The sequence below is a fragment of the Streptomyces sp. CB01580 genome, assembly GCF_001905795.1.
Classification (GTDB): domain Bacteria; phylum Actinomycetota; class Actinomycetes; order Streptomycetales; family Streptomycetaceae; genus Streptomyces.
Genome location: NZ_LIXJ01000031.1, coordinates 17081 through 43611, shown reverse-complemented (window position 1 = coordinate 43611; position 26531 = coordinate 17081). Strand labels below are relative to the sequence as shown.

Genomic DNA, 26531 nt, shown 5'->3' with positions numbered 1-26531 from the left:
TGTGGATGACGTTTGGGAAAATGAAGAAGTGCCTTGTGACCTGCGATGACGGGAGTTCTTCACGCTTCCAGCACGCACAATCAGCAAGGCACTTCCGAGATGCAGGTTTCCCATACGTCGGCGGCGGTCTCTGCTGCGTTCGATGACCCGAATCCGATCACGCCGGCCGGGCTGGTCCCGGTGATGCGGCTGGTCGAGCGGTGTGGTCTGCCGCGACTGGTGGCGAAGAAGGCCAAGTTGACCGGGGGTGCACAAGAGGTTCCTGGGTGCGCTGGCCGCGCATACCCCCGCTGCTGCCCGGGGCCGATCAGATGGCGTTCATCGATGTCGACCCCACCCACAAACGCGTCTACGGCCCGACCAAGCAGGGCGCCGAGTACGGCCGGTTCAAAGGCATCCGCACCCTGCCCCGCTGCCGGCCACGGTCTGCGCTCCACAGTCCCGGCCGCTGATCGCCGGGGTGCGGATGCGTCGCGGCAAGGCAGCCGACTCCCGCGGCGCCCCGAAGTTCGTCAATGAAGCTCTGGCCACCGCCGCGAAGGCCATGCACTGGCACCCGCATCCTGCGGGCGGACTCCCAGCCCCCGCATCCACCGGGCCGGGAACCAGACCGAACTCGCACTACCAGCACACCAACTGCCACCGAAACGGCAACCAGGGGCGGATTCTCTGGTCGGTGGGCCCGCTCGCCGGACACACATCCGCGCGAGGGACCTCTTGTGAGCAGTGTCGGAGCCGTTCTGGACAGCCCCGTTCACCGGGCCGATCCTTACCGGATCGACAACTCGTCGGTTTGACAGGCTGATCACCGCACTGGGGCTGGAGTGCGCGGACCCCGTGTGCAGAGGCCGACCCTGGAGCCCCGGGATATGCGCCGGACCAAGTCTTCTTTCGTGGTAAAGTACCGGCATGCTTATCGAGGTTGACAGACCGTAGCCGCCGAGCGTCGACGACGCTATCGGCCCGTGCCACTGACTCCGGTCCGCAATGGCCATAATGTGGGCGGCTACGCGCATGGCTGCACACTTCCGTTCCTGGATGTGCACACCCTGGCTTTGACCAGCGCGCCTCGCATTCTCTTTTGCCTCCTGCCGGAGTTCTAGAATCAGCCTCTCTTCGTGGCGTGTTCACAGCATGCACTGAATCCTTGCAGAGACGTAGAAGTTCTTTTCAAGCCGTAATTCCCTCGGCCTGGAACAGCTGACGTCATTCGAGGAATGCAGTGTGCGGCCCTTCCTGTGTTCCCGTCATGCGTCGGACGGCGCCCATTCCTTTCGAGAACTGTCTCTCGTCAGCACCGCGCCTGTTCCACGGGAGAGATTTCACGTGGAAGATTGCGAGTATCACCTCATGACGAACCAGCACCATGCGAACACATCGAGTGACCGGGCTCGACGGTCCCGGGTCGCACTCGCCAACCCTCCCCCTGGTACCCGGCTCGCGCGCATCCGAGAGCATCTCGAATCGTTGGGCGCGCCCGATTTCCGCTACCGGCAGTTCGTGAGCGCCCTTCGCCGTGCGGAAGCCGAGACCTTCGACACCGTTCGCGAGTTGCCCGCCGAACTCAGGGCGGAACTCACCGAGAAGTTCGGCCCGCGTCTCCTTCCCATCGTGCCGGTCGCCCGCCAGTCGGAGGACCAGGTCGAAAAGGTCGTCTTCGAGTCCGACCCGGGAACCCGTTTCGAAACTGTTCTCTCCCGCTACAGGGCCGGATGGACTTCTCTCTGTGTCTCGTCACAGGCAGGGTGCGGATTGGGCTGCACTTTCTGCGCCACGGCTGCCGTCGGCCTCGCCAGAAATCTGACGGCCGACGAGATCTACGCGCAGGTCATGCATCCGCATTGGCGGCTTCCGAACAGATCCCTGCCGGAGAGCGTGGCGTTCATGGGCATGGGCGAGGCACTGGCCAACCCACATGTTTTCGATGCACTTTGCCTGCTTTCGGGAACCGGTTACGGGGAACTGTCGCAACGCCGTATCACCGTTTCCACTGTGGGCTTCGCACCCAATCTGTCCAGGCTCACCAAAGAATACCCGCAGGTCACGATCACGCTGTCCGTGCATTCACCGTTCGCGGACGAACGTGCGCAACTGATTCCGCTGGAGAAGAGATTCCCCCTCACTGATAACCTGGCGATTCTGGATGAGCATGCGGGCACGGCACGCCGCAAGATCTACCTCGCTTATCTGCTGATCGCCGGCGTCAACGACACCGAAGAACACTTGCATCAGCTTGCCCGACTAGTGGCGTCGCGATCCCGGCCGGAACTTTTCCACGTGAGCGTCATCCGGTACAACCGTGCTCTAGGAGCACATCCCGCCTACCGGGCGCCCTCGGAAACACATGTCAACCGGTTCGTCGCAGGCTTGCGCGAACGTGGCATCCACGCCACCAGACGGCGCCAGCTCGGCTCGTCCATCGATGCCGCCTGCGGCCAACTGCACGCCCGCTACGCCGCCTCTGCCCCTACCGGCGGCCTCCTCACTGCTCCTTCGCCGACGAGTCCCACCGAGGACCGACTGCTGCAGATCGGACGGCCGGGGCGGTCGGAGTCTCGTCGGACGGCAACCGGCTGAAGCACGGAACGGGGCATCGGCACGACGACCGGAGGCGCGCTTCCCTCCCGGCATCGGCCGTCCACATCATGCACAGCACAACGGTCCGTCGGTGGTCCATGCCCTGCCCCGGCACCGTGATATCCGCCCGCAGTCCTGGAGGACATATGAACAACCAGCGTGACCGGCGCCGGCACATGGTCCCGCCCGTGCCCTTTGCTCCGGAACTGAACCCCACCCTGGAAAAACTGGGCCCCCCGCACAAGAACGCGCCCGCTTCGGCCGACCAGATTCCCCGATGGCGCGCACACCTCGCGAAAGCGGACCCGACACTCGACGAGCTGCGCGACCGGGGCAGGTTCGAAATCCACGAACGATTGGTGCCCGGCCCGGCCGGGGCGCCGGACGTGTCACTGCTCGTCGCACGTCCCGCCGGGTTGTACGAAGGCGCACCGGTCATTTACCACATGCACGGCGGAGGCATGATCGGCGGAACCAGCAGGACGGGGATGGAGACGATACTGCGGGAGTGGGCCGAACCCCTCGAACTCGTCGTGGTTTCCGTCGACTACCGACTGGCCCCGGAGTTCCCGTACCCGGCCTCGATCGAGGACTGTTACGCCGGGCTGATGTGGCTCTCCCGCCATGCCACGGCCCTGGGCGGGGATCCGCAGCGCATTGTGATCGCGGGTGGTAGTGCCGGCGGGGGTCTTGTCGCAGCGCTCGCGTTGATGGCGCGAGATCGTCAAGGTCCGCCAGTCATAGGTCAGTTGATGATGTGTCCGATGCTCGACGACCGTAACGACAGCCTTTCGGCCCATCAGATGGCGGGCCGCGGGGTGTGGGATCGGCACGCCAACGATCTGGGCTGGAGCTCTCTCCTCGGTGAGGCCCGGGGGAGCTCGCGCCTCTCCATGTACGCCGCTGCGGCCCGCGCGACGGACCTCTCGGGGCTGCCCCCCGCCTATGTCGATGTCGGTGCCGCGGAGACCTTCCGCGACGAGAACGTCCTGTACGCGACGCGTATCTGGCAAGCGGGCGGTGACGCCGAACTGCACGTCTGGGCCGGCGGATTCCACGGCTTCGATCAGCTGGCACCTCACACCGACATCGCGCGGGATGCCCGTCACACCCGGTTCCGCTGGCTGTGCCGCCTTCTGAACCGCTGAGCGCACGGCGGTGCGGGTGAGCCGCACGGGGGCCGCCCGTAGGTGCCCCGGGCGGCCGCTCGGTCGTGCGGGCTGGTTCGGGTCGCCGGCCCGCCCGCTGCTCGACGATCCGGGCGAGTTCGTCGCGGGTGGCGTTGAGCCTCAGACGTCCGGCGGGATCCCCCGTGGACGTGAACCGCGAGATCCCGCCGTCGAAGTCGAGCGCGAGAGGCCTGGAGTGTCTTCGTGCACCGGGTGCAGAACGAGGGACACGACCAGCAGCAGTGTCGCCGGATGCCCCCTCGCCGATGATGTCGAGGAAGCCGCGGACCGCAGGGGCAGAGGCACGCAGGCGCATTGTGTTGGTGTTGCCGGCATCGACGTCGAACGCCTCCAGCCGGCCGACGTGCTGGAGGACAGCAGCGGGCGACTGCGGTGGGAAGCCGGGCCGTGACCGGCCCGCTGCTGGCACGCGACGGCACGGCGGGATGCTGTTCCTCGACGGCCAGGACGTCTGGCTGTCCGCCGTGGGCGGTCCCGCCCTCCTCGCCCGGTCCGGACTACGGCCTTGCACGGCGAGAACGGGCGCGTCCATCAGGGTGGAGGCCAAGTCTGCGTGGGTGGGCCCGCGGCGCAGCGGTGCGGGTGCTCTACCCGTCGCGGCGACGACGGAACATCGCGCGGTACTCCCCCGGCCGCCGGCCCGTGTGTCTGGCGAAGATGCCGCCGAACGCCCCGGGGTCGAGATACCCGACGTCGGCGGCGATGCTCGCGACGGTCTTGTCGGTCGTCTCCAGCAGGTGTCTGGCTCGACGCACCCGGGCTGTCTGCAGATACGCGAGTGGTGTCTCGCCGGCTTCGGCGCCGAAGCGACGGAGCATGGTTCTCGTGCTCACGTGGAACTCCTGGGCGAGGGCGGACAGGTCGTAGCGAGCACTGAGGTTCTGGTCGAGCCACCGCTTGACGCTGAGGGAGAACTCCCCGCCCGCCGTGGGTACGAGCCGCGAGTCGACATAGGGAGCCTGCGTGGAACGTGCGTCGTCGACAAGCGCGATGCGCGCGGTGCTGCGGGCGACGCGGGGGCCGTCGTGCTCGCGGACGAACTGCAGCGCGAAGTCGTACATGGCGCTGAAGGCCGCTGTGGTCGTCACCCCCCGGTCCGTCACGACCAACTTCTCCGCGCGGAGGCGTACGTCGGCGTACCGGCGGGCGAACCGATCCGCGAACAACCAGGACGTGGTCGCTTCGCGCCCGCCGAGCAGCCCGGCCTCAGCGAGCAGGAAGGCGCCCACGCAGATCGATACGACAGCGGTCCCGGAGGCCGCCTGCGCTCGAATCGATGCTACTTCCGGTCCCAGGTCTGCGAGTGTGGCATCGAGATCGAGCATGGGCGAAAGCTCGAAGCCCGGCACGATCAGGACGTCCACCGGGCGGACCGCCGAGACGCCGATGACCGAGCCACCCGACGCGGTCACCCGCCGCCGGGGCGAGATGACCGACGTCTCGTAACCCGACTGAACCGACCCGTGCGCCGCGGCGACGTGAGCGGCCATCCTCAGGAGGTCGGGGACTCCGAACACCTCCGACGCGAAGCAGCCGGGGTAGGCCAGCACACCGACTCGCAGCGGGCTCATGTTGCCCCTCCGGCACCTTGGGAACAGGTGGCGATATTACCGGGATACATGGCGATGCCGCCGCTTCTCAGAGGGGGCGGCCACTCGCCATCATCTCGGTCATGACAATCATGCGAGGGCAGAACGACCCCTTGGACGACTTCTCGCGAAGAGTCGTCGGCGTCGATGACGTCGACAAGACCGTGTACGTTGCCGGGTCGGGACCGGCAGTCGTCCTCATGCCCGAGATGCCGGGCATCAGCCCCGACGTCGCTCGGTTCGCGCGTTGGGTGCGTGATGCCGGTTTCTCCGTGTACCTGCCCTCTCTCTTCGGCGTCGACGGCGCCTATCCGCTCGCCGAGGCACAGGAAACCATCGTTCGACGCGCGTGTGTCAGCGCCGAGTTCCGAGCGTTCGCCGGTGGAGGTACCAGCCCCGTCGTCACATGGCTGCGCGGCCTCGCTCGCCTGGCGCACGCCGAGTGCGGCGGGCCCGGCGTCGGCGCCGTCGGTCTGTGTTTTACCGGCAACTTCGCCTTGACCATGGCACTTGAACCCGCTGTCATCGCACCAGTGGTGAACCATCCGTCGCTTCCGCTCGACGATGCCGGCGGTCTGGAGATCAGTGACGAAGACGCTGCTGCTGTGGCTGAACGCGTGGCGCGAGACGGGTTGAAGGTTCTCGCCTACCGCTTCGACAACGACAGGTGGTGCACTGGCCGGCGGTTCGCGGCCTACCGAGCGCTGCTCGGGGACGCATTCGACGGACGCGTACTCGAGGCCGAGACGGCGAACACGAATCCGCCGCCCTTCTTCCGCGATGTCGTCGGTTGCGCCCACAGCGTCGTCACGGCGCACCTCGTCGATCGGGACGGTCACCCCACCATGCAGGCCCGGAACGAAATCATCGCCTTCCTTGCCGAGCGGCTCGGAACACGGCAGGAATGAGCCCCTGGCGCTCCGGCGCCCGGTGATGCGGCGGGGCAACCGCCACTCCCCCGATGCGCCCCGGTCGTCGACCGGTATCACGCGCGTTGAGAGGGAAGGACGAGCAGACGGGAGAGTCCGGCCGGGTCCTGCCGGGCGGCCGGTCGGGGATCCCCCCGAACGTACGCAATTGCCGTAGGCGCGCCGCCATCAGTGCCATGGCCCCGGCCGGTGGGTGACCGCGCAGCGGCACGGGTGGGAGCAGTTGGGGCGCGCGGTGCCGATCGGGCGCGTCCGCCCGCCGTCTTCGCGGCCGCGCGGGGGCGGAACGTCGGTTCGCAAGCTCACGATCCGGACCGTCCGGGGCGCCACAATCGGCGGAGGCCGATCCCGCTCTGCGGCGGGATCGGCCTGTGAGCTCCGGCGGGTCGGTCAGGCGACGAACACGCTGGAGCCGAACTCCTGGATCGTCCTGCCACCCGGCGGGACGACCGCCAGTACTTGCCCCGTGCAGTTCGGACCGCCGTAGACGAGGGCGTACTCGTTGGTGTGGTTGGAGAGGATGAGCGGCCTGATCTCGGCGTTGACACAGCCGCTCGGGTTCTGGACCACCTGGCCGCCGCCGAACACGAGAGTTCCGTGGGCCGCGAAGGCCGAGGTGGGTGAGGCGATGGCGACCATCCCCGCCGCAGCGAGGGATCCGAACAAGGTGACGACACGGCGCATGGCTGACTCCTGACGATGACGAGGATGGAGGAAACCCATCCGTCCGCTACGCAAAGTGCCCATCACTTGCCATGTGTAACGTCTTGTCCGCTGACGTTCACTCCTCCGCCGCGCCGCGCTGCCGGGCCGCTCCATGCCCCGGGGCCGGGGGCGGTCGGCGCTCCTCGCCGTCCTTGAGGACCCGCTGCGCGGATCAGGAACGGCCGCTCCGCGCCCCATCTTCTACCGAGCCAAAAGCCCATCGGCTCCGTCGGCCGGCCTCGGATCCGGGGCCGTGCCCTGTTCCGCGCGGCTGCGCACCATGCGCCGGTCGAAGCACCCATGAGCGAGCGGACCCTGTGAGGTCGGCGGGTGAGCGGGAGCAGTCCGATGCCCGGGTTCCCCTGAGTGGTCGCCACTGCGTTCGCTTTCGGGTGACTTGCCCGCCGGTTGCTGCCCGTGCTCCGTCGGCGGTGCCCCAGCATCGCAACCGTCCGGATCCGTCCAGACCGGGACGGGACGGGGCGTTGGGAGATCGTTGTGCGCATCCTGCTCGTGGCGAGCGTGTTCAACAGCCTCACTCAGCGTATTCATGCCGAGCTGAGGGACCGCGGCCATATCGTAGCGGTGGAAATCGCGTTGCCGGACGACTCGGTGCGTGACGCGTCGTTGCGGCAGGCCCTTCGGGAGTTCGCGCCGGACCTCGTTGTCGCCCCCATGCTGAAGACCGCCATCCCGCGGGACGTGTGGGCGGCGCGCACCTGCCTCGTCGTCCATCCCGGCCCACCGGGCGACCGCGGGCCCTCCTCCCTCGACCGGGCCGTCCAAGACGGCGCGGACAGCTGGGGGGTGACCGTCCTGCAGGCCGAGGAGGAGATGGACGCCGGGGCCATCTGGGCGTCGGCCACTTTTCCGGTGCCCTCGGTGGGCAAGAGTGATCTGTACCGCAACGAGGTCTCGGACGCCGCGTCGCGGGCCGTGCACCTCGCCGTCGAACGCTTCTCCTCCGGTGCGTACGTTCCTCGTCCGCAGAGCGGCGCAGGCGCGGAGTTGCTCATCCGTACGCGACCGTACCTGCGTCAGGAGCACCGGCGCATCGACTGGGCATCCGACTCCACGGAAACGGTTCTTCGCAAGCTGCGTGCCGCCGACTCCTCCCCCGGCGTACGTGACGAGCTGCTGGGGGAGGAGTGGTTTCTGCACGGGGGACATCCGGAACCCGAACTGCGCGGGAATCCGGGCGAGTTGGTAGCCGTTCGGGCGGGGGCCGTCTGCCGGGCGACGGCCGACGGCGCGGTATGGATCCCCGAGCTCCGGGCCTGTCGTCGACCGGATGGTCCCGCCACGTTCAAACTGCCCGCGACGACGGCACTCGGCGGGCGTCTGCCCGCGCTTCCGCGACGTCCCGCGCCGCCGCACGAGCAGGGGCACCGAAGCGGCTGGAGTGACATCAGCTATCGCGAGGAGGGACAGGCCGGATTCCTCGCGTTCTCCTTCCCCGGCGGCGCGATGAGCACCACCCGGTGCCGACGCCTGCTCGACGCCTACCGGATGGCGTGCCGACGGCCCACCTCGGTGCTGGTGCTCGGGGGTGGCCGGGACTTCTTCTCCAACGGCATCCACCTCAATGTCATCGAGGCCGCCGCCGATCCGGGCGAGGAGTCCTGGGCCAACATCAATGCCATGAACGACCTCGTGGAGGCAGTACTCACCACGAGCGACCGGCTGGTGGTCTCCGCCGTGGCCGGCAACGCCGCCGCAGGCGGGGTGATGCTCGCCCTCGCCGCCGACGAGGTCTGGTGCAGGCAGGCGACGGTGCTGAACCCGCACTACCGCCTCATGGGGCTGTACGGATCCGAGTACTGGACGTACACACTGCCGCGCCGGGTGGGGGCCGCTGTCGCGGAACGCCTCACGGGCACTGCGCTGCCGGTGAGCGCCGAGGCCGCAGTGCGGCTCGGCCTGGTCGACCGGACGGTCGACTGCGATGCGCAGTCGTTCTCGGACGAAGTCGCCCGACTGGCCGCCCAGTTCGCCGCGTCGCCCGCGACTCGATTGCGTATCGCCGCCAAGAAGGCCGAACGGGACGGGGACGAAGCCCGCAAGCCTCTGGCCGCCTACCGGGCGGAGGAGCTGACAGTGATGCGGCGGATCTTCTTCGATCCGCGATCGTCGTACCACGCTCTGCGGCGCGCGTTCGTGCACAAGGATCCCCCGGCGGGCCGACCGCCGCACCTCGCCCCGTCCCCGGCCGCCAGATCCACAGGGGAGCGGCGGGACCGGGATCTCGGCGTCGCAGCTCCGGAGGAACACCATGCCGCACTCCCACCGAGCGCTTGCCACCAGGAACAGTGAAACCGGAAGCCCGAGCTCGTCACCGCCCGAGGGCGTGCCCCAGCCGGCCCGTGCTGCCGAAGCGGGGCCGGCCGGGGTACGGCGGTGTCAGCCGGTGCCCCCGGTGGGGGCGAAGAGGCCGTTCAGAGCGGCCCATTGCAGGAGAATGATGGTCTTGCCGTCGGCGATGCGTCCGTCGTGGGCCATGGAGAGGGCTTCGGAGAAGGGTAGTTCGAGCACTTCGATGTCCTCGCCGTCCTCCTCCAGTCCGCCGCCGGTTCCGGTACGGTCGGCCGACGTGTAGGGGGCCGCATAGAAGTGCAGGCGCTCGGTGACCGAGCCGGGACTCATGTAGGCGTCCAGGACGTGAGTGAGCGGACCGAGTGCGACTCCCAGTTCCTCGACGGCCTCGCGCCGGACGGCGGCGAGCGGGGCGTCACCGTCGAGCAGTCCGGCCGCTGCCTCGATGAGCAGGCCGTCCGGATGGTCGTTGACGTAGGCCGGGTAGCGGAACTGACGGGTGAGCAGCACGCAGCCACGATCGGCGTCATACGGCAGGACGACCGCACCGTTGCCGCGGTCGTAGGTCTCGCGCTGTTGGGTCTCCCAGCGCCCGTCGCGGCGCCGGTAGTCGAAGGTGGTGCGGCGCAGCACGTGCCAGCCCCGGGAGGTGAGCTCCACATCGCGGATGACGACGTCGGGGTTGCGGTCCAGGTCGCGTCCGGCACCGTCGAGGCCCGTGCGGCCGCGGTGGTCGGGGGTGTCGATGCCGGGGCGGGGCGTCGGACCGGTCACGCGGTCTCCTTCAGGGTGTGGCGAGGGATCTCGTTCACGTGATGATGGATGGGCAGGCCACGACGGCGGGCGGTGGCAATGTCCTGCTCGGCACCGATGGAGTCACCAGGAGGCCGGAGCGCGGCGTCGCAGTGGGCCGACAGGCGCTCGACAGCCGGGTGGAGAACCTGATCGCCGAGGGGATCGGCGGCACCCGCACCGGCCGAGCGCAGGGCGAACACGGCGATGCACTCGCCGATCACGGGTACGTGTCCGGCGGCGGACACCGGCCCCGCCGCTGCTTCGAGACGGGCGAGATCAGCGGCCACGGCCTGCGGGTTGCCGTCGACGCCTGAGCGGTACGGCCCGGCGATGAGGATGAGCGTCGGCCTGTCGGTCATGACGCGCTACAGTACACGCAGAAACATGCAATAACCGGAAGGAATACGGATGCTGGCGGCTGAACGACGGGACCATCTGCTGGATCTGCTCGCCCGCGAGGGAAAGATCGTGGCCAAGGTTGTCGCCGCGGACCTGGGCATCTCCGAGGACAGCGTGCGGCGTGACCTGCGCGACCTCGCCGCCGAGGGGCTCTGCCAGCGGGTCTACGGCGGTGCGCTGCCTGTTTCTCCAGCCGTGGCGGACTATGCCGCCCGGCAGACCGTCACTCCTGGCGGCAAGCGAAAGGTCGCAGCAGCGGCAGCAGCGCTGGTACAGCCGGGCAGCACCCTGATCCTGGACGGCGGCACCACGGCCCTGGCCGTAGCCCACGCCCTTCCACCGGCCCTGGACTGCACCGTGATCACCCACAGCCCGACCATCGCGACCGCGTTGCTCGACCATCCGCAGGCCGAGGTCTTCCTCCTCGGCGGCCGCATCTTCAAACACTCCGCGGTCGCCTGTGGCGCGACCGCGGTGGAGGCCGCTCAGAACATCTCCGCCGACCTCTGTCTGCTCGGTGTCACCGGCGTCCACCCGGAGGCGGGGCTGACCACCGGCGACACCGAGGAGGCCGCAATGAAGCGGGCCCTGGCCGCACGGGCCGCGGACACCTACATCCTCGCCTCGTCCGAGAAGATCGGTACCGCCTCCCGGTTCCGCGTCCTGCCCTGGGAGGAGACCAGCGGACTGATCACCGACGCCGACCCCTGCCACGCAGTCGTCGAGCAACTCACGGCACGCGGAGTGGAGGTCCTGACAGCCGGCTGAAAGCCACGCGACGGCCACGGGATCGCGGGCGGGCCGACGCAACGGCCCGCCACCGCAGGCAGGTTGTCGTGCCGGACGCCGTCGAACCGGTCCGGCAGGTGCTCGCCCTGACGAGGCATGAGCATCGGCAGTGCCGCTACTCGGCTGCACCTGATCGGTCTTCAGTCAGGCCGGCGCGCCTGTTCGTGGCGCTTGCCGTCAGGTGGTGCGGCGGGAGCGGACCAGTGCCAGGGCACCGAGGGCCGTGCCGGTCAGCCCCAGCACCAGCGCCGAGGCGCCACCGACCACCCCGTTGCCGGTACCGGGACCACCATCGGCGACGGCCAGGTTCAGCGCGCCGACGACCGCGCCGGCCGACCCGGCCACCAGGGCCACGATGGCTCTGCTTCGCCTATTGCCGGTGCCGACACGGTCGGCCGAGCGGCCCAGGGCCTGCCCACCGACGACCACGCCGACCAGCGCCACGAGCGCGGCCGTGGTGCCGACGAGACGTCCGGCGGTCAGGCTGTAGGCATCGACGGCGGCGGACTGGGCCGTCACATGCGCGGCCGCCGGTGCAGCAAGCCCGATGCCTCCGAGCACGGTGGCCGCTGTGGCAGCCAGCAAACGACGAACAGACATGCGAGGTACTCCTTCTCTTCCTGCGACAGGACGTCGCCCGAGCATGTCTGCCGGCCCCACCCGCGGTCGTCCGGCGGACGCAGACACTTCGCACTGCCGCCGATGCCGCATCCGGCTACCGCGAACGCCGCAGGAAGCACGGAAGTACTGCGTGCGCGGTAGCCGGCCGCTCGTTCATGAGGGGGACCCGCCCGCGCGGCCGGCCAGCTAGGGTGCGCGCATGAGTGCGGGGAAGTCGGGTGTTCGGGCTCGGTTCGGAGACTGGATCATCGCTGTCGGCGTGGCGGCGACGCTGCTGGTCACAGGGCTGTCCGGACAGCGTTCCGCCACGGACCTCGCCTTGCTCGGGTACGTACTGCTGACGATCGGCGGGCTGGCGTTGGGCCTGCGCCGCCGGGCCCCGGTTGCCGTCCTGGCCGTCACCGGGCTGTGCACGGTGGGATACCAGGCGGCCGGTTCCGATGTCCCCGCTGTGGCATACCTTTTCGCGGTGTACGCGGCCGTACGGGCGGGACACCGCACCGTCACAGTGGCGGCGAGCGTGGTCATGCTGGCCTTGCTCCCGCTCGCGGCCCTGGCCTCGGGACCGCACGACACGGGCGAGGCATTCGCACAGGCCCGGGGCGCCCTCGAAATCGCCTGGCTGATCGCGGCCGGCGCCGCAGGAGAGGCGCTGCGGCAGGCCGAGCGGCGGGCGGACGAGGCCGAGCGCACCCGGGAGGAGACCGCGCGACGCCGCGCCGACGAGGAACGGCTCCGTATCGCTCGGGAACTGCACGACTCGCTCACCCACCAGATCTCGGTCATCAAGGTGCAGGCGGAAGTCGCCGTGCACGTGGCTCGCAAGCAGGGTGAGGAGGTGCCGCCTTCCCTGTCGGCGATCCAGGAGGCCGGGCGCGAGGCAAGCCGGGAACTGCGTGCGACGCTGGAGGCGTTGCGCGACGACGACACGGCCCCTCCGCGCGGGCTCGACGATGTCCCAGCACTGGTGGAGTGGGCCCGTACGTTCGGCCTGGACACGACGCTGACGGTCCAGGGGCAGCGACACCACGTGCCGGCCGCTGTGGACCGGACCGTCTACCGGATCGTCCAGGAGTCGCTCACCAACGTCGCCCGGCACGCGGGCGCGGCCACGGCGTCGGTCCGGATCGACTTCCGTCAGAACGCCCTCGCGATACGCATCGACGACGACGGCAGGGCGATGCCGGACACCGCCCCGGTACCGGGCCTCGGGCTGCTCGGCATGCGCGAGCGCGTCACCGCCCTCGGCGGTCGGCTGCGTGCCGGCCCACGCGCCGAAGGCGGCTTCACCATCCAGGCCGAGCTCCCCGTGGACCGGACATCGTGATCCGTGTCCTGCTGGTCGACGACCAGCCACTCATCCGCAGCGGATTCCGCGCCCTTCTCGATCTCGAGGACGACATCGAGGTGGTGGCCGAGGCGTCTGACGGCAGCGAGGGCCTGGAGTTCGCCAGAGAGCACCTGCCCGATGTCGCTCTCGTCGACATCCGGATGCCGGTCGTCGACGGCATCGAGGCGACCCGGCGCATCGCTGCGGACCCGGCCCTGGCCGGGGTGCACGTCGTCATCCTGACCAACTACGGCTTGGACGAATACGTCTTCCACGCGCTGCGCGCCGGCGCTGCCGGATTCCTGGTCAAGGATGTCGTGCCGGAAGACTTCCTGCACGCCGTACGCGTCGCCGCTCGCGGCGACGCCCTGCTGGCGCCCTCGATCACCCGCAGGCTGATCAACCGGTACGTCGCCCAGCCGCTCCCCACCGACACCGACACGGGGCTGGAAGGGCTCACCACCCGCGAGCGCGAGGCTGTCGTCCTGGTCGCACGGGGCCTGTCCAACAACGAGATCGCCGACCGCATGGTGATCAGCCCGCTGACCGCGAAAACCCACGTCAACCGGGCCATGGCCAAACTCCGTGCCCGTGACCGGGCACAACTCGTGGTCCTCGCCTACGAATCCGGCCTGGTGGCCCCGCGCAGCCCTTGACCACGCGTTGTGCACACCGAGGTCGTCCTGGGTAACCGGAACCCGCGTGCGACTTGCCGCAGCGGCGGACCCGGACACCGTCCAGCGTGCCCGGTCCAGAGCCCTCGGGCGTTCCTCGGAAGCAGGCGAACCACCCAGCGGGTGGGCAGAGTTCGCTCCAGGGGCGGCGGAGATCCGGGTGGCGAGTCGGATGGTGGGACGTAACCGCCGACGAGAGGGCATGGGGGCAGCGGGAGGACCGCCGCGGAGCCTTCGGCGTCAAGCGGCTGTGCCGTGCTGGAGTCGTCCGTTCCAGCCTCCACCGCGAGTTTCATGCACTGCCTCAACAAGGCCCGACGGTGACGTGGCCGCCGGGCGCAGGGTGGTGTTGGGGTATGACCGGCCGCCGGAGCCGGTTGGCGGCCGTGATCAGCGGAATTGGGGATGCCACACGTCGAGCGTGTGACCTTGGCTGTCGACTACGGTGATGTCGGGCCAGCGGTCGAAGGCGGAGCAGGGGTGGGAGATCCCGAGGTCGACCTCGTCGCCGACGTGCAGATTGCGTACACCGGTGAGGACAAGGTGGTGGTCGTAGATCTGGTCCGCGGACGCTGTGGCGGCGCGCCGCCGTGCGCCGTGTGGATCGCGGGCGGCGATGAGTACGGGAAGGCCGGCGTCGTAGGGCAGCTCGCGCTTCCCGGCGCCGACGACGGCTCGCCCTGGTTCCGGGGTGGAGAGCACGACCGCGCGCACGGTCAGCGCCGCTTTCAGGCCGGGCAGGCGGGAGACATGTTCGTATGTGCCGTGATCATGCGTGACGTAGCAGCCTGACCGCAGGACGGGCACCATCGGCAGGTCACCGGGGTGGCGTGCGGCTTTGGCCAGGGCGTGGACGACCCGGTCGGGGAAGGCCGAGCCGCCCATGCTGAAGACGGGCTGCGTGGTCTCGAAGAGCGCGGTGAGGCTGCGGAACACCGTGATGGTCCGATGGCAGTGCTCGTCGACGGCCGCGAGGGTGGTGGTATCCCTCCGGTTGGGCCGGACGCCTTCGTAGCCGGCGACGCCGGCAAGGAGGAGTCCGGGCGCTGCCCGGACGGCCCTGGCCAGGTCAGCCGCCTCGGCCGGTCCCTTCACGCCGGTGCGGCCTGCGTCCGTTCCGACGTCGATCAGGACGCGCAGGGGGGTGCGTGCCCCGGCCGTGAGCGGCTGGGCGAGGCCGATACCGGCCAAGGAGTCGACGAAGCAGTACAGCTCCGGTTCTGATGCCTCGTCGAGCCACCGGCGCAGCAGGGAGAGGTCGTGGGGGTGGACCACCTGGTTCGCAATGATCACACGCCGCGCTCCCCACTCAAGGGCGATCCTGGCCTGCGTCACGGTGGCGACCGTGACGCCCCATGCCCCCGCGGCCAGCTGCCGTTCGACGATGGAGCGCGTCATGGTGGTCTTGATGTGCGGGGCCAGCTCAACGTGGTGATCGCGGCACCAGGCCGCCATGAGCCGGACGTTGTGCTCCAGCGCCTGCTGGTCGAGGCGGAGCTCCGGCAGCTGCCCGGCCGGGTGTCCGCCTGGTGGCATCCCGTGGTCCATTGACTCCTCCGAGCGCGGCGCATGAGGCCGCAGGGCGATGAAGGACGTGTATATGCGACGGAGCGTAGAGTATTTACGACGAGTTGCAAATACTGTGCTGGATGGTGCGTTGTGTTCAGTGGAGGAGGGGCCTGTGCCGATCGATGAGAGCGCGCCCGACGCATCCGAGTCCTCAGCCGGCGAGGGGATCGGTAGGTTCCTGCGGCGTGAGCGGCTGGAGCGAGGCTTCACCCTGGAGAAACTGGCGGAGAAGACGGGTCTTTCCCGCAGCTACCTCAGCAATGTCGAGCGGGACGTGAACAGCCCGACGATCAACACGTTGCGTACGATCGTCGACGCCCTCGGTACGACACTCAGCCGACTGTTCCACACGATCGACCGGGAGCGCCGGGTGCTCACCCGCCCCGAGGAGCGCGTCGAACTCACCCGGGCGGGAGTAGAAGGGGTGACGTACACCCTCCTCAATCCCAAACACGGCGGCAAGCTCGAAATGATGATGCTGGAGGTTGCCCCGGGAGCCTCCTCCGGCACCGATCCGCACACCCACGGGGGAGAAGAAGTCGGCCTGCTGCTGAGCGGGGAACTGGACTACTGGGTCGGCGGAGTCCACCACCGCCTCCAGCCCGGCGACTGCGTCAGCTTCGATTCCTCCCTGCCGCACCGCTACAGCAACCCGGGCAACGTACCCGCGGTCTGCGTCTGGTCGGAGACACCGCCGGGCTTCTGAGCAGCGCAGCAGAGTCAAAGGATGCACGGCCGAGAGGTCTCGCTCTCGTTCAGCGACTTCTTCCACTCCAGCCGTGGGACGGGGAACTCGGGAACGCCCGGCGGCGGACGCACGTCGACGACTTCCAGGCCCAGGAACGTGCTCGACAAAGGGATACTCCTGAAGGTAGGAGGCACATGGGCATGTCCGTTCGGCCAATGTTGGGCGAGCAGACTTTGCCGATTAGGACAATCCTTCTGAGCAGTTGGGGCTGAGAGCCTGTGCCGCATGGACATCTCAACGAAATTGTCCGAGCTCGTGGGCTTTGCGGTGCGCCCGGGAGACCCGGGACTGGCCGTCGGGATCTACACCGACGGGAGCTGATCCACCAGGCATCGGCCGGGCTGGCGAGCGTGGAGTTCGAGGCGCGGATCGACACCCGGACACGGTTCGACATCGCTTCCATGAGCAAGCAGTTCACTGCCACGGCGGCGTTGCTGCTGTGCCGGGACGGGCGACTCTCGCTGGACGACGACATCCGGACCCACCTGCCCCGCGCGCCGCGCACGCCCTGGTCGGCGACCGCGAACTCGACCAGTCGTGCTCGGCCCTGGGACGATTCTGGCAGGCGGGGCGCGGGACGGCCCCTGGCCCTCCCCCGCCCCGCCCCCGCGCTCCTCCGGGTCAGCCCTTCGGGTCTGTGAGGTAGGCGTCGATCACCCGCATCGCCTCCTCCGTCCCGCCTCTGCGGTACAGCCAGTGGCCCACGACGTCCATCGTGAACAGGGTCGCCTTCGGGAAGGAGCGTGCCATGCGGCGTGCACCGGGCAGAGGTGTCGCCAGATCATGGGTGGCATTGACCACGAGAACGGGCGGGAGGGGGCCCTCCACCTGGGTGGGGCGGGGCTTGGGCAGCATGGTCCAGCCCTGGCAGCCGAGAATGGTGTTCAGCGCCTGGGAGCTGTATCGGACGTGCGGGGCGGCCTTGGCAGCCCGCTTGAGGATGGCCCGGTACTCGGCGTAGTCGCGGATCCGGAAGTCGTAGTCCCGGCACAGCACGAGCCGCGAGGCCATGTCGGTGACGTGGGGGATCCACTGGACCTCGCCCTTGCCGGTGTACAGGGCGGCCAGTTGCTTCGCCGTTTCCTCCCGGCCCCCCTTGCCGACGGCGAAGGTCAGGAAGTCGGCAAGCCTGTCGGCGTCGACCTTGGTGCGCGTCGGCCCGTTCGGGCCCGGCTCGCGGAGCGTGCCCGCGTCGGCACGGGCGAACAGTTCGTCGGTGACGGCGATCAGGTCCTTGCCGTTGAGTGCGCAGGACGTGTCCTTCTCGCACCAGGCCGCGAGCCGTTTCAGGGTGTCGTCGACGGTGACGCCCGCGTCGGTGAGGTAGCGCTCGGCGTCCGGCCGGTCCGGGTCCATCGCGCTGTCGAGGGCCAGCGCGCGGAGCCTGCCGGGGAACAGGCGTGCGTAGCGCTCGCCGAGGGAGGTGCCGTAGGAGTGGCCGATGAAACTGATCCGGCTTTCGCCGAGGGCGGCGCGGATCGCGTCCACGTCGCGGGCCACGCTCTCCGTGTCCATGTGGGCGGCGAGTGGCCCCGTCCACTGCAGGCAGCTGTCCGCCAGCCGGCCGTTCAGGGTGCGCAGCCGCCCGAACTCGGCCGCGTCGCGGGGGCGGGCCGGGATCGATTCGCTGATCGTCTCGTCGCAGACGGCAGTCCGGCTGCGGCCGATGCCGCGCGGGTCGAAACCGATCATGTCGAAGCGCCGGAGCATGTCCGGGGAGTAGCCGGTGACGGGGTCGTCCGCGTACAGCGCCTCATCGACCCCGGGTGTCCCGGGGCCGCCCGGGTTCGACATCAGGACACCGATCCGCCGCGCGGGGTCGGTGGCGCGGTGGCGGGCGACGAAGATACCGATCTTCGGGCCCTCCGGCTTCGACCAGTCCAACGGCACCTTCACCGTCGCGCACTGCGCCCGCGGGCTGGGGTCGGGGTAGGGCGGTTCGGCCGCGGGACAGGCGCCCCAACTGATCGGCGGGACGGAGGTGGTGGCGCCGGACGGCTCCTGGGCGACCGCCGTGCCGGGGACGATCAGAGCGGTGGCGGCGAAGGAGGAGGCGGACAGGGCGAAGAGAAGGAGTGCGGAGAGGGCTCGCCGTCTCGGTGAAGGGGGTGGTACCGAGGCCGGGTTCGGAATCGGGTTCACATGCAGGCTCGTGTTCACGCATGTGACTGTTCCGGTCCCGTATGACGGTGCCTCCATGAGCACATGGTGGGAACGTAACAAGGGGTTCCGGCCGCCTACGTGCCCACACACCCGCACCCGTCCAGCCGTGCTCCGGCACGTCCCTCTACCAGGATAGGAAGTCGAGGATCCCCTGGCCGACGGGGGTCGGGGCGATGAGTACGCCCAGGGCCAGGACGATGATCACGGTGAACTTCTCGTCCAGTCGGCTCCGTGCCTCCGTACGGCGGCGCAGTCGAAGGACGACGACGATCGCGAGCAGTATCGAATGCGCGGGTCGCCGACGTGACACCGTCGGCGAGCGATCCAAAATCACGTGCAACCTGCGCCCAGTCATGCTGGGATCATTCGTTATGGATGTCCATTTTCTCAATGACGCCGACTTGACGGACAGGATGGAGCAGAATCTGGCGGAACATGCCTGTCACCTGCATCGGAGCATGAGCGGTGCGACCGTTGCAGAGACTGATGACCTCCTGGTAGCCGACAGCAGCCTGGACGACGACACCTTCAACATCGTTGCCGCGGCCCGCTTCACCGCCACCACCGCTGCGGCACGTATCACCGAGACCGCCCAGACACTGGCTCGCACCGGCCGCCGCTTCTCCTGGTGGGTGGGGCCCGCCTCGATGCCCCCGGACCTCACCGCCCGTCTGACAGCGGCTGGTCTGCCGGCATCCGAACGCGAGACGGCGATGTGGGCCGAGCTGGACGACACCCTCCCGCTGCCCGCCGCCCCAGGACTGGACATCCAGACGGTGGCCACGCCCGAACAGCTCGCCGACTACGCCGCGGTTCTCGCCGCGAACTGGACCCCGCCGGCTGACACCGTCCGCCGCTTCTTCGCCCAGGCCGCCCCGCAGGCCCTGGCCGCGCACTGTCCGGCCCGTTACCTGGTCGGCTACGTAGACGGCCGTCCGGTCTGCTCGGCCGAAGTGTTTCATCACGCGGGGGTTGCCGGGATCTACAACATCTGCACCCTGGCCGCCCACCGCCGACGCGGCTACGGCGGTGCCATCACGCTCGCCGCACTCCGCACGGCCCGCGACCGAGACCACCACATCGCGGTCCTGCAGGCGTCCACCGACGGCGAGCCCGTCTACCGCCGTCTGGGATTCCGCTCATGCGGCCAGTTCACCGAACACACCATCAGCCCCTGAACACCCCGAACTCCACAAGCCATCTGCCCACTTTCACAACGATCCTCGTCGCAGCCGTTCGTTGATGGCTGCGACGAGAACGGTCGCCTCGTAGCGGACCGCGAGCTTGCCATACCCCGTGGCAACCTCCCGGTTCCTCTTGGGACGTTGCATGCCGCACTCGACCACGTGGCGCTCGCGGTAGCTGTCCGTCCGTGCTGACGATCGCCATAGGCTTCTGCCCCTGCTCGACGGCCAAGTGGAGCTTGGTGGTCAGGCCGCCGCGCGCGTTCGCGAAGCCTCGCTCGTTGCGGGACACCACGAATCCGCACTTCTCCAGGACACGGATGGAGCCGCCGTTGTCCGCAGCCGCACGGGCATGCAGTGGGCGCTCCGGTAGGACGCCGAGCAGCTCTCGCAACGCGGCGGTCGCCGCTCCGCAGCCCCAGTACTCACGCCCGATCCAGTACGTGGCCTCGCGCTCCTCAGGCGGGCCGAACACCGCGACATGGCCGACGACCTCGCCGTTCTCGCCAACGGCAGTGCGCACGACGACCCCCGGATCGTGGCGGATCCGCGCCCAGCGTGCATCGAACCAGGCACGGTCCGACGGATCCTCGGCAGTGAACGCCGCCATCCGCAACCCCTCGGGATCGTTCATCTGGGCGAAGAAGATCGCCAGGTCGCCGTCCTGCACTTCCCGCAGCGTGACGTCCATCAGAACCCCCATGACGGATCAGCGGCGACGGGCGTGCCATTCGGGGGCCAGAATCGCCCAGAGCTCCTTGTCGTGACGGGTGCCGCCGTACGGCCAGTACTCGCGCCGCACACCCTCGCGTGTCATGCCGAGCCGCTCGGCCACGGCGGAGCTGCGCTCGTTGTCGGCTCGGCAGTGCCACTCGGCGCGGTGTACTCCCCGGGAGGTGAACGCCCACTCCAGCAAAGTGCGACATGCCTCTGTGATCAGGCCGTGCCCCTCGGCGGAGGGTTCCAGCCAGCATCCGATCTCACACGTACCGAAGGCGGCGTCGAAGTCCACGAACATCACGCCGCCGACCAGCGTGCCGTCGAGCCAGATGCCGTAGAGGCGGGCGCCGTCCGCGGCCTGACGCTCGGCATACCGGCGCAAGGTGGCCCGCGCACCGTCGAGATCGTCGGTGACGAACGCCTCCCCGACCCACGGCCGGATGTGTTCGCGGGCCCGGTCCATGTGGGCGGCGAACTCCTCGGCGTGCCATATCTCTAGCGGCCGGAGACAGGCTTTGTCCCGTAGCGGGAGGGAGAACATGATGGCCTCATTCACACAACAAACGTTATGACTATGTACGGTAGCAGCATGCCACGTACCAAGGGGGACCACGAAGCCCGTCGGCGCGACGTCTCCGAGGCGGTCTGGCGGGTGCTGGCCGCGCACGGCTTCGGCGGGCTGACCATGCGCGCCGTCGCCGCCGAACTCGGCGCGACCACCGGCCTGCTCACCCACTACTTCCCCGCCAAGCGCGACCTGGTCGCACACGCCCTCGACCTGCTCGAACTGCGTACTGCCTCCCGCCCCCGGCGTACCGCCGGGCAAGGCATGTCCGCCGTGAGGGCCGCCCTGCTGGACATCCTGCCGCTGACGGGCGAGGCCACCGTCAGCAACCGGATCTGGGTGTCCTCCTGGGACGCCGCGCTCGCCGATCCCGAGCTGAGCGACGACTATGCCCGCAAGTACGCCCGAAGCCGCGACCAGCTGCGCGACCTGGTGGCCGCAGCCCAACAACTGGGTGAACTGCCCGCCGGAGACCCGGCCCGCATCGCAGCCGGCGCCCAGTCCTTCGTGCTGGGCCTGGTGGTGCAGGCCCTGTTCAGCCCCGAGGCGTTCCCGCCTCACCACCAGACCGAGCTCCTTGACGACTACCTGGCCGCGCTGGCCTCCCCGCCTCTGTCCGGTGAAGATCGCGCGGCCTCGTCCTGACGACCGAGCTGGATCGCGTTCGGGCTTTCACTCCCCGGGCAGCTCAGCACCTGCATGGCCTCGCGCTCGATGCGTGCAAGGTCGCAGAGGACGGTGCCTGCATGGACACGGTGCCTGCATGGACGAGGCACTGCTCATCGCCCGATGCGCTTCTTGTGATCGGTGAACAGGTCGCCGCCGGTGCCGCGACCTGCGCCGCCTCGCCCGACGGGGCACCGAGATCGTCGACGTGCGCGGGGGCGACCGCGATGAGCGGCGTCCAGGACGGCCATGTGCACCCGCTCTCCACGGGCGAGCCTTCACTTCGTCCCCCGTCACAACAGCGCAGCGGAAGGGAGCGGGCACTCGGAAGAGGCGCGGACACTCACAAGGAGTGTCCGCGCCTACGGCACGCGGCCACCGACGGCGCCGGCCCGCCGCCGGAACAACCGGCCCGCCGCTAAAACGAGTTGAGCAACGGCAGGTCGTGGAGCGCCCGCAGTGCTACGCCATCAGCGGGTGAGGGCCATGGGGCGGAGGCGTCCGTCGTGGACTTCAGCGATCTGGTCGACGGCGGTGAGGTGGGTGCGGTCGTGGGTGACCAGGACGGTGGCGGTGGCCTGCTGGTGGGTGAGGCGGGTGATCAGGTCGAGGACGGCGGCGCCGCGTTCGTGGTCGAGGGCGCTGGTGGGCTCGTCGACCAGGAGGACGGTGGGGTCGTTCATCAGGGCGCGGGCGATATTGACTCGTTGGCGCTGGCCGCCGGACAGCTGGTGGGGACGGCGGCGGGCTTGGTCGGCCAGGCCGACCGCGTCGAGGAGTTCGAGGGCGCGGGTGCGGGCCCTGGCGGGGCTGCGGCCGTCGAGCTGGGCCATGACCTGGAGCTGTTCGGCGGCGGTGAGGGAGGGCAGCAGGTTGGGCTGCTGGAAGACGATGCCGATCTTGTGACGGCGCAGGTCGGTGAGCTCACCGCGGCTCATGCCGGTGGTGGAGGTGCCGTCGATGGTGACCGTGCCGACGTCGGGAGTGATCAGGGTGGCGGCGACGGCCAGAAGACTGGACTTTCCGGAGCCGGAGGGGCCGACCACGGCGGTGAGGCTGCCCTTGGGCACGTCCAGGGCGACCTTGTCGAGGGCGGTCAGGCGGGTGTCGCCGTCGGGGTAGGTGAGGGTGATGTCGGTCAGGTTCAGGCTCATCGGGCGCTCCCCAGGGCGGTCAGCGGGTCGACGGAAGTGATGCGGCGAACGGACAGGGCCGCCCCGAGGACGCCGAGGAGAATCATCACGGCGGCGGGGACGAGAACGGTGGCGGGGGTGAGTAGGAAGGGCACCGCGCTGCCCACCACGAGGGCGCCGACGGCGGCGGCGATGCCGGTACCGACCAGGGTGCCGCCGACGAGGAGGACGACGGCCTGGCCGAGGGCGTCCTTGAGGAGGGTGGCGGTGGAGGCCCCGAGTGCCTTCAGGACGGCGATGTCGCCGCTGCGCTGGATGGTCCACACGGTGAAGAAGGCGCCGATGACCAGGGCGGAGATGGCGAACAGGAAGCCGCGCATCATCTGCAGGGAGCCGTTTTCGGACGTGTAGGACCCGATCGCGGACAGCGAGTCGCCGGTGGAGACGGTCTTGGTGCCGGCCCGCTTGTCGGTGGCCGCCACATCGGCCCCGGAGGTGGTGTTCAGCGCGATCACGGTAGCGGTCGGACGGTCGCCGTTGTCGGCGGGCGGCGCGATCTTCTGCCAGGTGTTCAGGCTGGTCCAGATCACCGGGGTGTGGCTGAAGGAGGCATCGCCCCGTACGGCGGCCGCCGTCAGCCGCTGCCCGGCCACGATGAAGGAGTCCCCGGGGGCAAGGCCGAGATCGTCGGCGGCCGCGGTGGACAGCACCACCGATCGGTCGTCGATCCTGCCCCCGTCCGGGGCCAGGTGGGAGCCGGGCGCCACGCCGAAGGCGGAAACCCCGGTGCTCCTGTCCCCGGCGGTGGCCTTGGTGGTGGTGATCCCCAGCGGTTCGGCGCTCTCGACGCCGGGCGCCTTGGACCACCGCTGCCACTGTTCGGCGGTGACGGTGGAGTTGGAGTACGACAGGTCCCCCCCGTCGGCGGGGGCCTGGAAGGCGATCTTGTCGGCGGGCAGTCCGGTGATCGCGGAGATGTTCTGCTGGCCCAGTCCGGCCGTCAGCCCGGACAGCAGCCCGACCAGCAGGGTGATCAGCACGATGACGGTCCCCATCAAGGCGAACCGCCCCTTGGCGAACTTCAGGTCTCTCCAGGCGACGAACACGGCTTGGTCTGCCCCTTCAACGTGGAATCGGTATGTCTCCACGATCGCTGCTGCCCCCTTGTCCGGGCATCTGGCGTCCGGCGGCACTTCGCGGATCGAAGGGCAGCACACCGGTTGCAACTTTCGATGGAGGCCGTCGCGGGGTCTGTTTTCGTAGGCTGTACACACTGTGACCGCCTCCGCCCCCGTTTCCGCCCCCGTTTCCGCCCTGACCCCGACCAGCCGGGTGCTGGCCTGGTGCCTGCACCTGCTGGTCTTCGGCCTGCTCGCCCTGGCCGCCGGCCGGGCCGTGGCCGACGGCCTGCCCCACGCCGGGATGACCACCGCGGTTGCCGCGGCATGCGGCCTGGTGTACGCGGCCGGGCCGCTGCTGCCCCGGGTGCGTGCCTCACGCCGTGCCGCGGCGGTGTGGCTGGCGTGCACGGGCGTCGGCTGGCTGCTGCTGCTGACCCTGTCCGCCGACGGCGTATGGGTCGCTTTCCCTCTGTACTTCCTCCAGCTCCACCTGCTGTCGCGCTGGGCGGGCCCGACCGCGGTCGCGGCCACCGCACTCGCGGCGATCACCGCCTTCGCCGCCCACCAGCACTCCTTCAGTCTCGCCATGGCGATCGGCCCGGCCCTGGGTGGCGCCGTGGCCGTCGCGGTGGTGCGGGGGTACCAGGCCCTGTACCGCGAGAGCGAACAACGCCGCCGACTGATCGAGGAACTCACCGCGACCCGCGCCGACCTGGCCCAGGCCCAGCACACCGCCGGGGTATTCGCCGAACGCGAACGCCTGGCCCGCGAGATCCATGACACCCTCGCCCAGGGGCTCTCCAGCATCCAGCTGCTGCTGCGCGCCGCCGAACGTGCCCTGCCCGCAAAACCCGAGGCCGCCACCCGTTACGTCGGTCAGGCCCGCCAGGCCGCCGTGGACAACCTCGCCGAGGCACGCCGCTTCGTCGCAGCTCTCACCCCGCCCGCCCTGGAGGACACCAGCCTGGCCGGTGCCCTGGAACGCCTCTGCACCACCACCTCCGCCCGTCACCGGATCACCGCCCGCTTCCACCTCACCGGCACTCCCCTGCCGCTGCCCACCGCCTACGAGGTCGCGCTGCTGCGGATCACCCAGTCCGCCCTGGCCAATACCGTCCGCCACGCCCGCGCCACCACCGCCGAGGTCACCCTCAGCTACCTCGGCGACCACGTCGCCGTGGACATCGTCGACGACGGCTCCGGATTCGACCCGGCCCGGCTGCCGGCCCCCGCCCAGGACGGCGGCGGCTTCGGACTCGCCTCGATGCGCGCCCGCATGCGCGCCCTCGACGGCACCCTCACCGTCGAATCCGCCGTCGGCCGGGGCACCGCCTTGGCCGCCCAGCTCCCCCTCACCCCGCCCGCCGACAGCGAACCCGAGGCCCGCCTGTGACCGACACCCCCATCCGCCTGCTCCTGGCCGACGACCACCCGGTGGTGCGAGCCGGACTCCGCGCCGTTCTGGAGACCGAACCCGGCCTCACCGTGGTGGCCGAGGCGGCCACCGCCCAGGACGCCATCAGCCGCGCCGCCGAAGGAGACATCGACGTCGTCCTGATGGATCTACAATTCGGCAAGGGCATGGGCGGCGCCGAGGCCACCGCCCGAATCACCGCACGACCGGGCGCCCCCCGCGTGGTGATCGTCACCACCTATGCCTCCGACGCCGACACCCTGCCCGCCATCGAGGCGGGCGCCACCGGCTATCTCCTCAAGGACGCCCCGCCCGAGGACCTGGCCGCAGCCGTACGCACCGCCGCCGCCGGACGCACCACGCTGGCCCCCGCCGTTGCCGTCCGCCTCATGAACCGGCTCCGCGCCCCGGCCGCCGCCCTGACCCGGCGCGAGACCGAGGTCCTCGCGCTGGTCGCCGAGGGCCTGTCCAACCAGGCGATCGGCCAGCGGCTCCACCTCACCGAGGGAACCGTCAAGTCCCATCTGGCCCGCGTCTACACCAAACTCGACGTCGACTCCCGCACCGCCGCCGTGGCGACCGCCACCGACCTCGGCCTCATCCGCCGCTGACCGAACCGGCCGCAAGCTGCGCCGTTGGGCAATGGGTGATCCTCGTCGCAGGTTCGACGACCTCATGACTCGGCGACGAGTCGTCGGAGCAGGCCGAGGTCCACGTCCCGCAGGCTGTGGGCGACGGTCCGGCGCGGTGCCGCGGGGACGGGTGTGAGCGAGGGAACGACCAGGACCGTGCAGTCGGCCGCCTCCGCGGAGGCGACGCCGGTCGGGGTGTCCTCCACGGCGACGCACGCGGTGGGGGTGGCGCCGAGGGCGGCCAGGGCCGCGCGGTAGGGGTCGGGGAACGGCTTGGTGCGCGGGGTCTCCCCCGCGGCGAAGGAAGTGGTGAACCGGTGCCGCCCGAGGACGTCGAGGACGATGTCCACGACGGGCCGGGGCGAGGCCGAGACCAGGGCCGTGGCCACGCCCGCGGTGTGGACCGCTGCGAGGAGTTCCACGGCCCCCGGCAGGGGGACGACCTGCTCGCGTACGAGCTGCGTGAAGCGTCGTTCGAGGGACACGGCGAGCCGGGCCGCCCCGGCCCGGCCGACCGCGCGGGAGGCGAGGTGGGCGGCGCCGTCCTCGATCGCGCGGCCGAGGACGAACGGGAGGTCCGCGTCCGCGAGGACCAGTCCCAGCCCGAGGGCCTCCTCCTCGACCGCCTGCCGCCAGAGCCGCTCGGTGTCGACGAGTGTGCCGTCCATGTCGAAGAGGACCGCCTGGAGTTCGGTGTGCACGGAG

General features: G+C 69.7%; 28 protein-coding genes. 14 read left to right on the top strand and 14 right to left on the bottom strand.

The window, feature by feature from the left end; genetic code table 11:
• The first annotated feature begins 266 nt into the window (after nt 1-266).
• The 3 genes from AMK22_RS39255 to AMK22_RS31215 all read left to right on the top strand — a co-directional run bounded on the left by AMK22_RS39255 (nt 267) and on the right by AMK22_RS31215 (nt 3725).
• Nucleotides 267-452, top strand: coding sequence for a hypothetical protein (locus AMK22_RS39255; RefSeq protein WP_073790555.1), 186 nt, complete (start codon nt 267-269; stop codon nt 450-452).
• An 898-nt stretch (nt 453-1350) separates the two neighbouring features.
• Nucleotides 1351-2577 (top strand): radical SAM protein, encoded by a 1227-nt coding sequence (locus tag AMK22_RS31220; protein ID WP_079186501.1) that lies wholly within the window; start codon nt 1351-1353, stop codon nt 2575-2577.
• 176 nt (nt 2578-2753) lie between these two features.
• Nucleotides 2754-3725: an alpha/beta hydrolase gene (locus AMK22_RS31215; protein ID WP_107430683.1), complete on the top strand. Its 972-nt coding sequence runs from the start codon at nt 2754-2756 to the stop codon at nt 3723-3725.
• A gap of 629 nt (nt 3726-4354) precedes the next feature.
• Here the strand turns inward: AMK22_RS31215 and AMK22_RS31210 are convergent.
• Nucleotides 4355-5338 carry a GlxA family transcriptional regulator gene (locus AMK22_RS31210; RefSeq protein ID WP_073790551.1) on the bottom strand — a complete coding sequence of 328 codons (984 nt, stop codon included), beginning with the start codon at nt 5336-5338 and terminating at the stop codon, nt 4355-4357.
• A 101-nt stretch (nt 5339-5439) separates the two neighbouring features.
• On the opposite strand from AMK22_RS31210, the gene AMK22_RS31205 reads away from it, so the two are divergent.
• Entirely contained in the window at nt 5440-6264 is an 825-nt protein-coding gene (locus AMK22_RS31205) for a dienelactone hydrolase family protein (RefSeq protein WP_073790549.1), read from the top strand.
• 411 nt (nt 6265-6675) lie between these two features.
• On the opposite strand, the gene AMK22_RS31200 is transcribed toward AMK22_RS31205, so the two are convergent.
• Nucleotides 6676-6969 carry a hypothetical protein gene (locus AMK22_RS31200; RefSeq protein WP_073790547.1) on the bottom strand — a complete coding sequence of 98 codons (294 nt, stop codon included), beginning with the start codon at nt 6967-6969 and terminating at the stop codon, nt 6676-6678.
• Between the two features lie 519 nt (nt 6970-7488).
• On the opposite strand from AMK22_RS31200, the gene AMK22_RS31195 reads away from it, so the two are divergent.
• Nucleotides 7489-9303 carry an enoyl-CoA hydratase-related protein gene (locus AMK22_RS31195; protein ID WP_079186500.1) on the top strand — a complete coding sequence of 605 codons (1815 nt, stop codon included), beginning with the start codon at nt 7489-7491 and terminating at the stop codon, nt 9301-9303.
• An 87-nt stretch (nt 9304-9390) separates the two neighbouring features.
• Here AMK22_RS31195 and AMK22_RS31190 read toward each other — a convergent pair whose 3' ends face one another.
• Together AMK22_RS31190 and AMK22_RS31185 are read right to left on the bottom strand one after the other, a co-directional pair.
• Nucleotides 9391-10077 carry an NUDIX domain-containing protein gene (locus tag AMK22_RS31190; protein ID WP_073790545.1) on the bottom strand — a complete coding sequence of 229 codons (687 nt, stop codon included), beginning with the start codon at nt 10075-10077 and terminating at the stop codon, nt 9391-9393.
• Entirely contained in the window at nt 10074-10457 is a 384-nt protein-coding gene (locus tag AMK22_RS31185) for a DUF4406 domain-containing protein (RefSeq protein ID WP_073790543.1), read from the bottom strand. The genes AMK22_RS31190 and AMK22_RS31185 overlap by 4 nt, the downstream gene beginning before the upstream one ends.
• 49 nt (nt 10458-10506) lie before the next feature.
• Here AMK22_RS31185 and AMK22_RS31180 point away from each other — a divergent pair, with 49 nt between their 5' ends.
• Nucleotides 10507-11265 (top strand): DeoR/GlpR family DNA-binding transcription regulator, encoded by a 759-nt coding sequence (locus tag AMK22_RS31180; protein ID WP_073790541.1) that lies wholly within the window; start codon nt 10507-10509, stop codon nt 11263-11265.
• A 198-nt stretch (nt 11266-11463) separates the two neighbouring features.
• On the opposite strand, the gene AMK22_RS31175 is transcribed toward AMK22_RS31180, so the two are convergent.
• Nucleotides 11464-11886 carry a DUF6223 family protein gene (locus AMK22_RS31175; protein WP_073790539.1) on the bottom strand — a complete coding sequence of 141 codons (423 nt, stop codon included), beginning with the start codon at nt 11884-11886 and terminating at the stop codon, nt 11464-11466.
• Between the two features lie 220 nt (nt 11887-12106).
• Between AMK22_RS31175 and AMK22_RS31170 the strand changes: the two genes are divergently transcribed.
• Both AMK22_RS31170 and AMK22_RS31165 read left to right on the top strand, forming a co-directional pair.
• The gene (locus AMK22_RS31170; protein WP_073790537.1) at nt 12107-13234 is read left to right on the top strand and encodes a sensor histidine kinase; all 1128 of its coding nucleotides are present in this window, start codon (nt 12107-12109) and stop codon (nt 13232-13234) included.
• Nucleotides 13231-13893: a response regulator gene (locus AMK22_RS31165; RefSeq protein ID WP_073790535.1), complete on the top strand. Its 663-nt coding sequence runs from the start codon at nt 13231-13233 to the stop codon at nt 13891-13893. The genes AMK22_RS31170 and AMK22_RS31165 overlap by 4 nt, the downstream gene beginning before the upstream one ends.
• Before the next feature lie 408 nt (nt 13894-14301).
• On the opposite strand, the gene AMK22_RS31160 is transcribed toward AMK22_RS31165, so the two are convergent.
• Nucleotides 14302-15447, bottom strand: a complete 1146-nt coding sequence (locus tag AMK22_RS31160) for an alanine racemase (protein WP_073790605.1) — start codon at nt 15445-15447, stop codon at nt 14302-14304.
• 145 nt (nt 15448-15592) lie between these two features.
• On the opposite strand from AMK22_RS31160, the gene AMK22_RS31155 reads away from it, so the two are divergent.
• The gene (locus AMK22_RS31155; RefSeq protein ID WP_158072097.1) at nt 15593-16186 is read left to right on the top strand and encodes a helix-turn-helix domain-containing protein; all 594 of its coding nucleotides are present in this window, start codon (nt 15593-15595) and stop codon (nt 16184-16186) included.
• 14 nt (nt 16187-16200) lie between these two features.
• Here AMK22_RS31155 and AMK22_RS41890 read toward each other — a convergent pair whose 3' ends face one another.
• Nucleotides 16201-16335, bottom strand: a complete 135-nt coding sequence (locus AMK22_RS41890) for a hypothetical protein (protein WP_274535454.1) — start codon at nt 16333-16335, stop codon at nt 16201-16203.
• Between the two features lie 210 nt (nt 16336-16545).
• On the opposite strand from AMK22_RS41890, the gene AMK22_RS31150 reads away from it, so the two are divergent.
• Nucleotides 16546-16869, top strand: coding sequence for a serine hydrolase (locus AMK22_RS31150; protein WP_242434229.1), 324 nt, complete (start codon nt 16546-16548; stop codon nt 16867-16869).
• Here the strand turns inward: AMK22_RS31150 and AMK22_RS31145 are convergent.
• Both AMK22_RS31145 and AMK22_RS31140 read right to left on the bottom strand, forming a co-directional pair.
• Nucleotides 16850-18388 (bottom strand): alpha/beta fold hydrolase, encoded by a 1539-nt coding sequence (locus tag AMK22_RS31145; RefSeq protein WP_242434219.1) that lies wholly within the window; start codon nt 18386-18388, stop codon nt 16850-16852. The two genes, AMK22_RS31150 and AMK22_RS31145, sit on opposite strands and share 20 nt — an antisense overlap.
• Before the next feature lie 127 nt (nt 18389-18515).
• Nucleotides 18516-18746, bottom strand: a complete 231-nt coding sequence (locus tag AMK22_RS31140; protein WP_338014200.1) for a hypothetical protein — start codon at nt 18744-18746, stop codon at nt 18516-18518.
• A 58-nt stretch (nt 18747-18804) separates the two neighbouring features.
• Here AMK22_RS31140 and AMK22_RS31135 point away from each other — a divergent pair, with 58 nt between their 5' ends.
• Nucleotides 18805-19569 carry a GNAT family N-acetyltransferase gene (locus AMK22_RS31135; RefSeq protein WP_073790527.1) on the top strand — a complete coding sequence of 255 codons (765 nt, stop codon included), beginning with the start codon at nt 18805-18807 and terminating at the stop codon, nt 19567-19569.
• On the opposite strand, the gene AMK22_RS42455 is transcribed toward AMK22_RS31135, so the two are convergent.
• Entirely contained in the window at nt 19559-20266 is a 708-nt protein-coding gene (locus tag AMK22_RS42455; protein WP_199883360.1) for a GNAT family N-acetyltransferase, read from the bottom strand. The genes AMK22_RS31135 and AMK22_RS42455 overlap by 11 nt on opposite strands.
• A gap of 18 nt (nt 20267-20284) precedes the next feature.
• Nucleotides 20285-20836, bottom strand: a complete 552-nt coding sequence (locus AMK22_RS31125) for a GNAT family N-acetyltransferase (protein ID WP_073790525.1) — start codon at nt 20834-20836, stop codon at nt 20285-20287.
• A 48-nt stretch (nt 20837-20884) separates the two neighbouring features.
• Here AMK22_RS31125 and AMK22_RS31120 point away from each other — a divergent pair, with 48 nt between their 5' ends.
• Nucleotides 20885-21505, top strand: coding sequence for a TetR/AcrR family transcriptional regulator (locus AMK22_RS31120; RefSeq protein ID WP_199883359.1), 621 nt, complete (start codon nt 20885-20887; stop codon nt 21503-21505).
• Between the two features lie 491 nt (nt 21506-21996).
• On the opposite strand, the gene AMK22_RS31115 is transcribed toward AMK22_RS31120, so the two are convergent.
• Both AMK22_RS31115 and AMK22_RS31110 read right to left on the bottom strand, forming a co-directional pair.
• Nucleotides 21997-22680 (bottom strand): ABC transporter ATP-binding protein, encoded by a 684-nt coding sequence (locus AMK22_RS31115; RefSeq protein WP_073790521.1) that lies wholly within the window; start codon nt 22678-22680, stop codon nt 21997-21999.
• Nucleotides 22677-23765 (bottom strand): ABC transporter permease, encoded by a 1089-nt coding sequence (locus AMK22_RS31110; RefSeq protein ID WP_073790519.1) that lies wholly within the window; start codon nt 23763-23765, stop codon nt 22677-22679. Before AMK22_RS31110 ends, AMK22_RS31115 begins: the two co-directional genes overlap by 4 nt.
• 169 nt (nt 23766-23934) lie before the next feature.
• Here AMK22_RS31110 and AMK22_RS31105 point away from each other — a divergent pair, with 169 nt between their 5' ends.
• Together AMK22_RS31105 and AMK22_RS31100 are read left to right on the top strand one after the other, a co-directional pair.
• On the top strand, nt 23935-25173 hold the full coding sequence (locus AMK22_RS31105; RefSeq protein WP_073790517.1) for a sensor histidine kinase: 1239 nt from the start codon (nt 23935-23937) through the stop codon (nt 25171-25173).
• Entirely contained in the window at nt 25170-25805 is a 636-nt protein-coding gene (locus AMK22_RS31100; protein WP_073790515.1) for a response regulator, read from the top strand. The genes AMK22_RS31105 and AMK22_RS31100 overlap by 4 nt, the downstream gene beginning before the upstream one ends.
• A gap of 62 nt (nt 25806-25867) precedes the next feature.
• On the opposite strand, the gene AMK22_RS31095 is transcribed toward AMK22_RS31100, so the two are convergent.
• The gene (locus AMK22_RS31095) at nt 25868-26527 is read right to left on the bottom strand and encodes an HAD family hydrolase (RefSeq protein WP_242434217.1); all 660 of its coding nucleotides are present in this window, start codon (nt 26525-26527) and stop codon (nt 25868-25870) included.
• Nucleotides 26528-26531: the final 4 nt, after the last annotated feature.

Coding starts and splice junctions, on each gene's coding strand:
- AMK22_RS31160 (WP_073790605.1), bottom strand. CDS start 15,447: ATGCCACCAGGCGGACACCCGGCCGGGCAGCTGCCGGAGCTCCGCCTC.
- AMK22_RS31180 (WP_073790541.1), top strand. CDS start 10,507: ATGCTGGCGGCTGAACGACGGGACCATCTGCTGGATCTGCTCGCCCGC.
- AMK22_RS31120 (WP_199883359.1), top strand. CDS start 20,885: ATGCCACGTACCAAGGGGGACCACGAAGCCCGTCGGCGCGACGTCTCC.
- AMK22_RS31185 (WP_073790543.1), bottom strand. CDS start 10,457: ATGACCGACAGGCCGACGCTCATCCTCATCGCCGGGCCGTACCGCTCA.
- AMK22_RS31125 (WP_073790525.1), bottom strand. CDS start 20,836: ATGTTCTCCCTCCCGCTACGGGACAAAGCCTGTCTCCGGCCGCTAGAG.
- AMK22_RS31170 (WP_073790537.1), top strand. CDS start 12,107: ATGAGTGCGGGGAAGTCGGGTGTTCGGGCTCGGTTCGGAGACTGGATC.
- AMK22_RS31220 (WP_079186501.1), top strand. CDS start 1,351: ATGACGAACCAGCACCATGCGAACACATCGAGTGACCGGGCTCGACGG.
- AMK22_RS31200 (WP_073790547.1), bottom strand. CDS start 6,969: ATGCGCCGTGTCGTCACCTTGTTCGGATCCCTCGCTGCGGCGGGGATG.
- AMK22_RS31140 (WP_338014200.1), bottom strand. CDS start 18,746: ATGACTGGGCGCAGGTTGCACGTGATTTTGGATCGCTCGCCGACGGTG.
- AMK22_RS31175 (WP_073790539.1), bottom strand. CDS start 11,886: ATGTCTGTTCGTCGTTTGCTGGCTGCCACAGCGGCCACCGTGCTCGGA.
- AMK22_RS31115 (WP_073790521.1), bottom strand. CDS start 22,680: ATGAGCCTGAACCTGACCGACATCACCCTCACCTACCCCGACGGCGAC.
- AMK22_RS31205 (WP_073790549.1), top strand. CDS start 5,440: ATGACAATCATGCGAGGGCAGAACGACCCCTTGGACGACTTCTCGCGA.
- AMK22_RS42455 (WP_199883360.1), bottom strand. CDS start 20,266: ATGGACGTCACGCTGCGGGAAGTGCAGGACGGCGACCTGGCGATCTTC.
- AMK22_RS31215 (WP_107430683.1), top strand. CDS start 2,754: ATGGTCCCGCCCGTGCCCTTTGCTCCGGAACTGAACCCCACCCTGGAA.
- AMK22_RS31210 (WP_073790551.1), bottom strand. CDS start 5,338: ATGAGCCCGCTGCGAGTCGGTGTGCTGGCCTACCCCGGCTGCTTCGCG.
- AMK22_RS31135 (WP_073790527.1), top strand. CDS start 18,805: ATGGAGCAGAATCTGGCGGAACATGCCTGTCACCTGCATCGGAGCATG.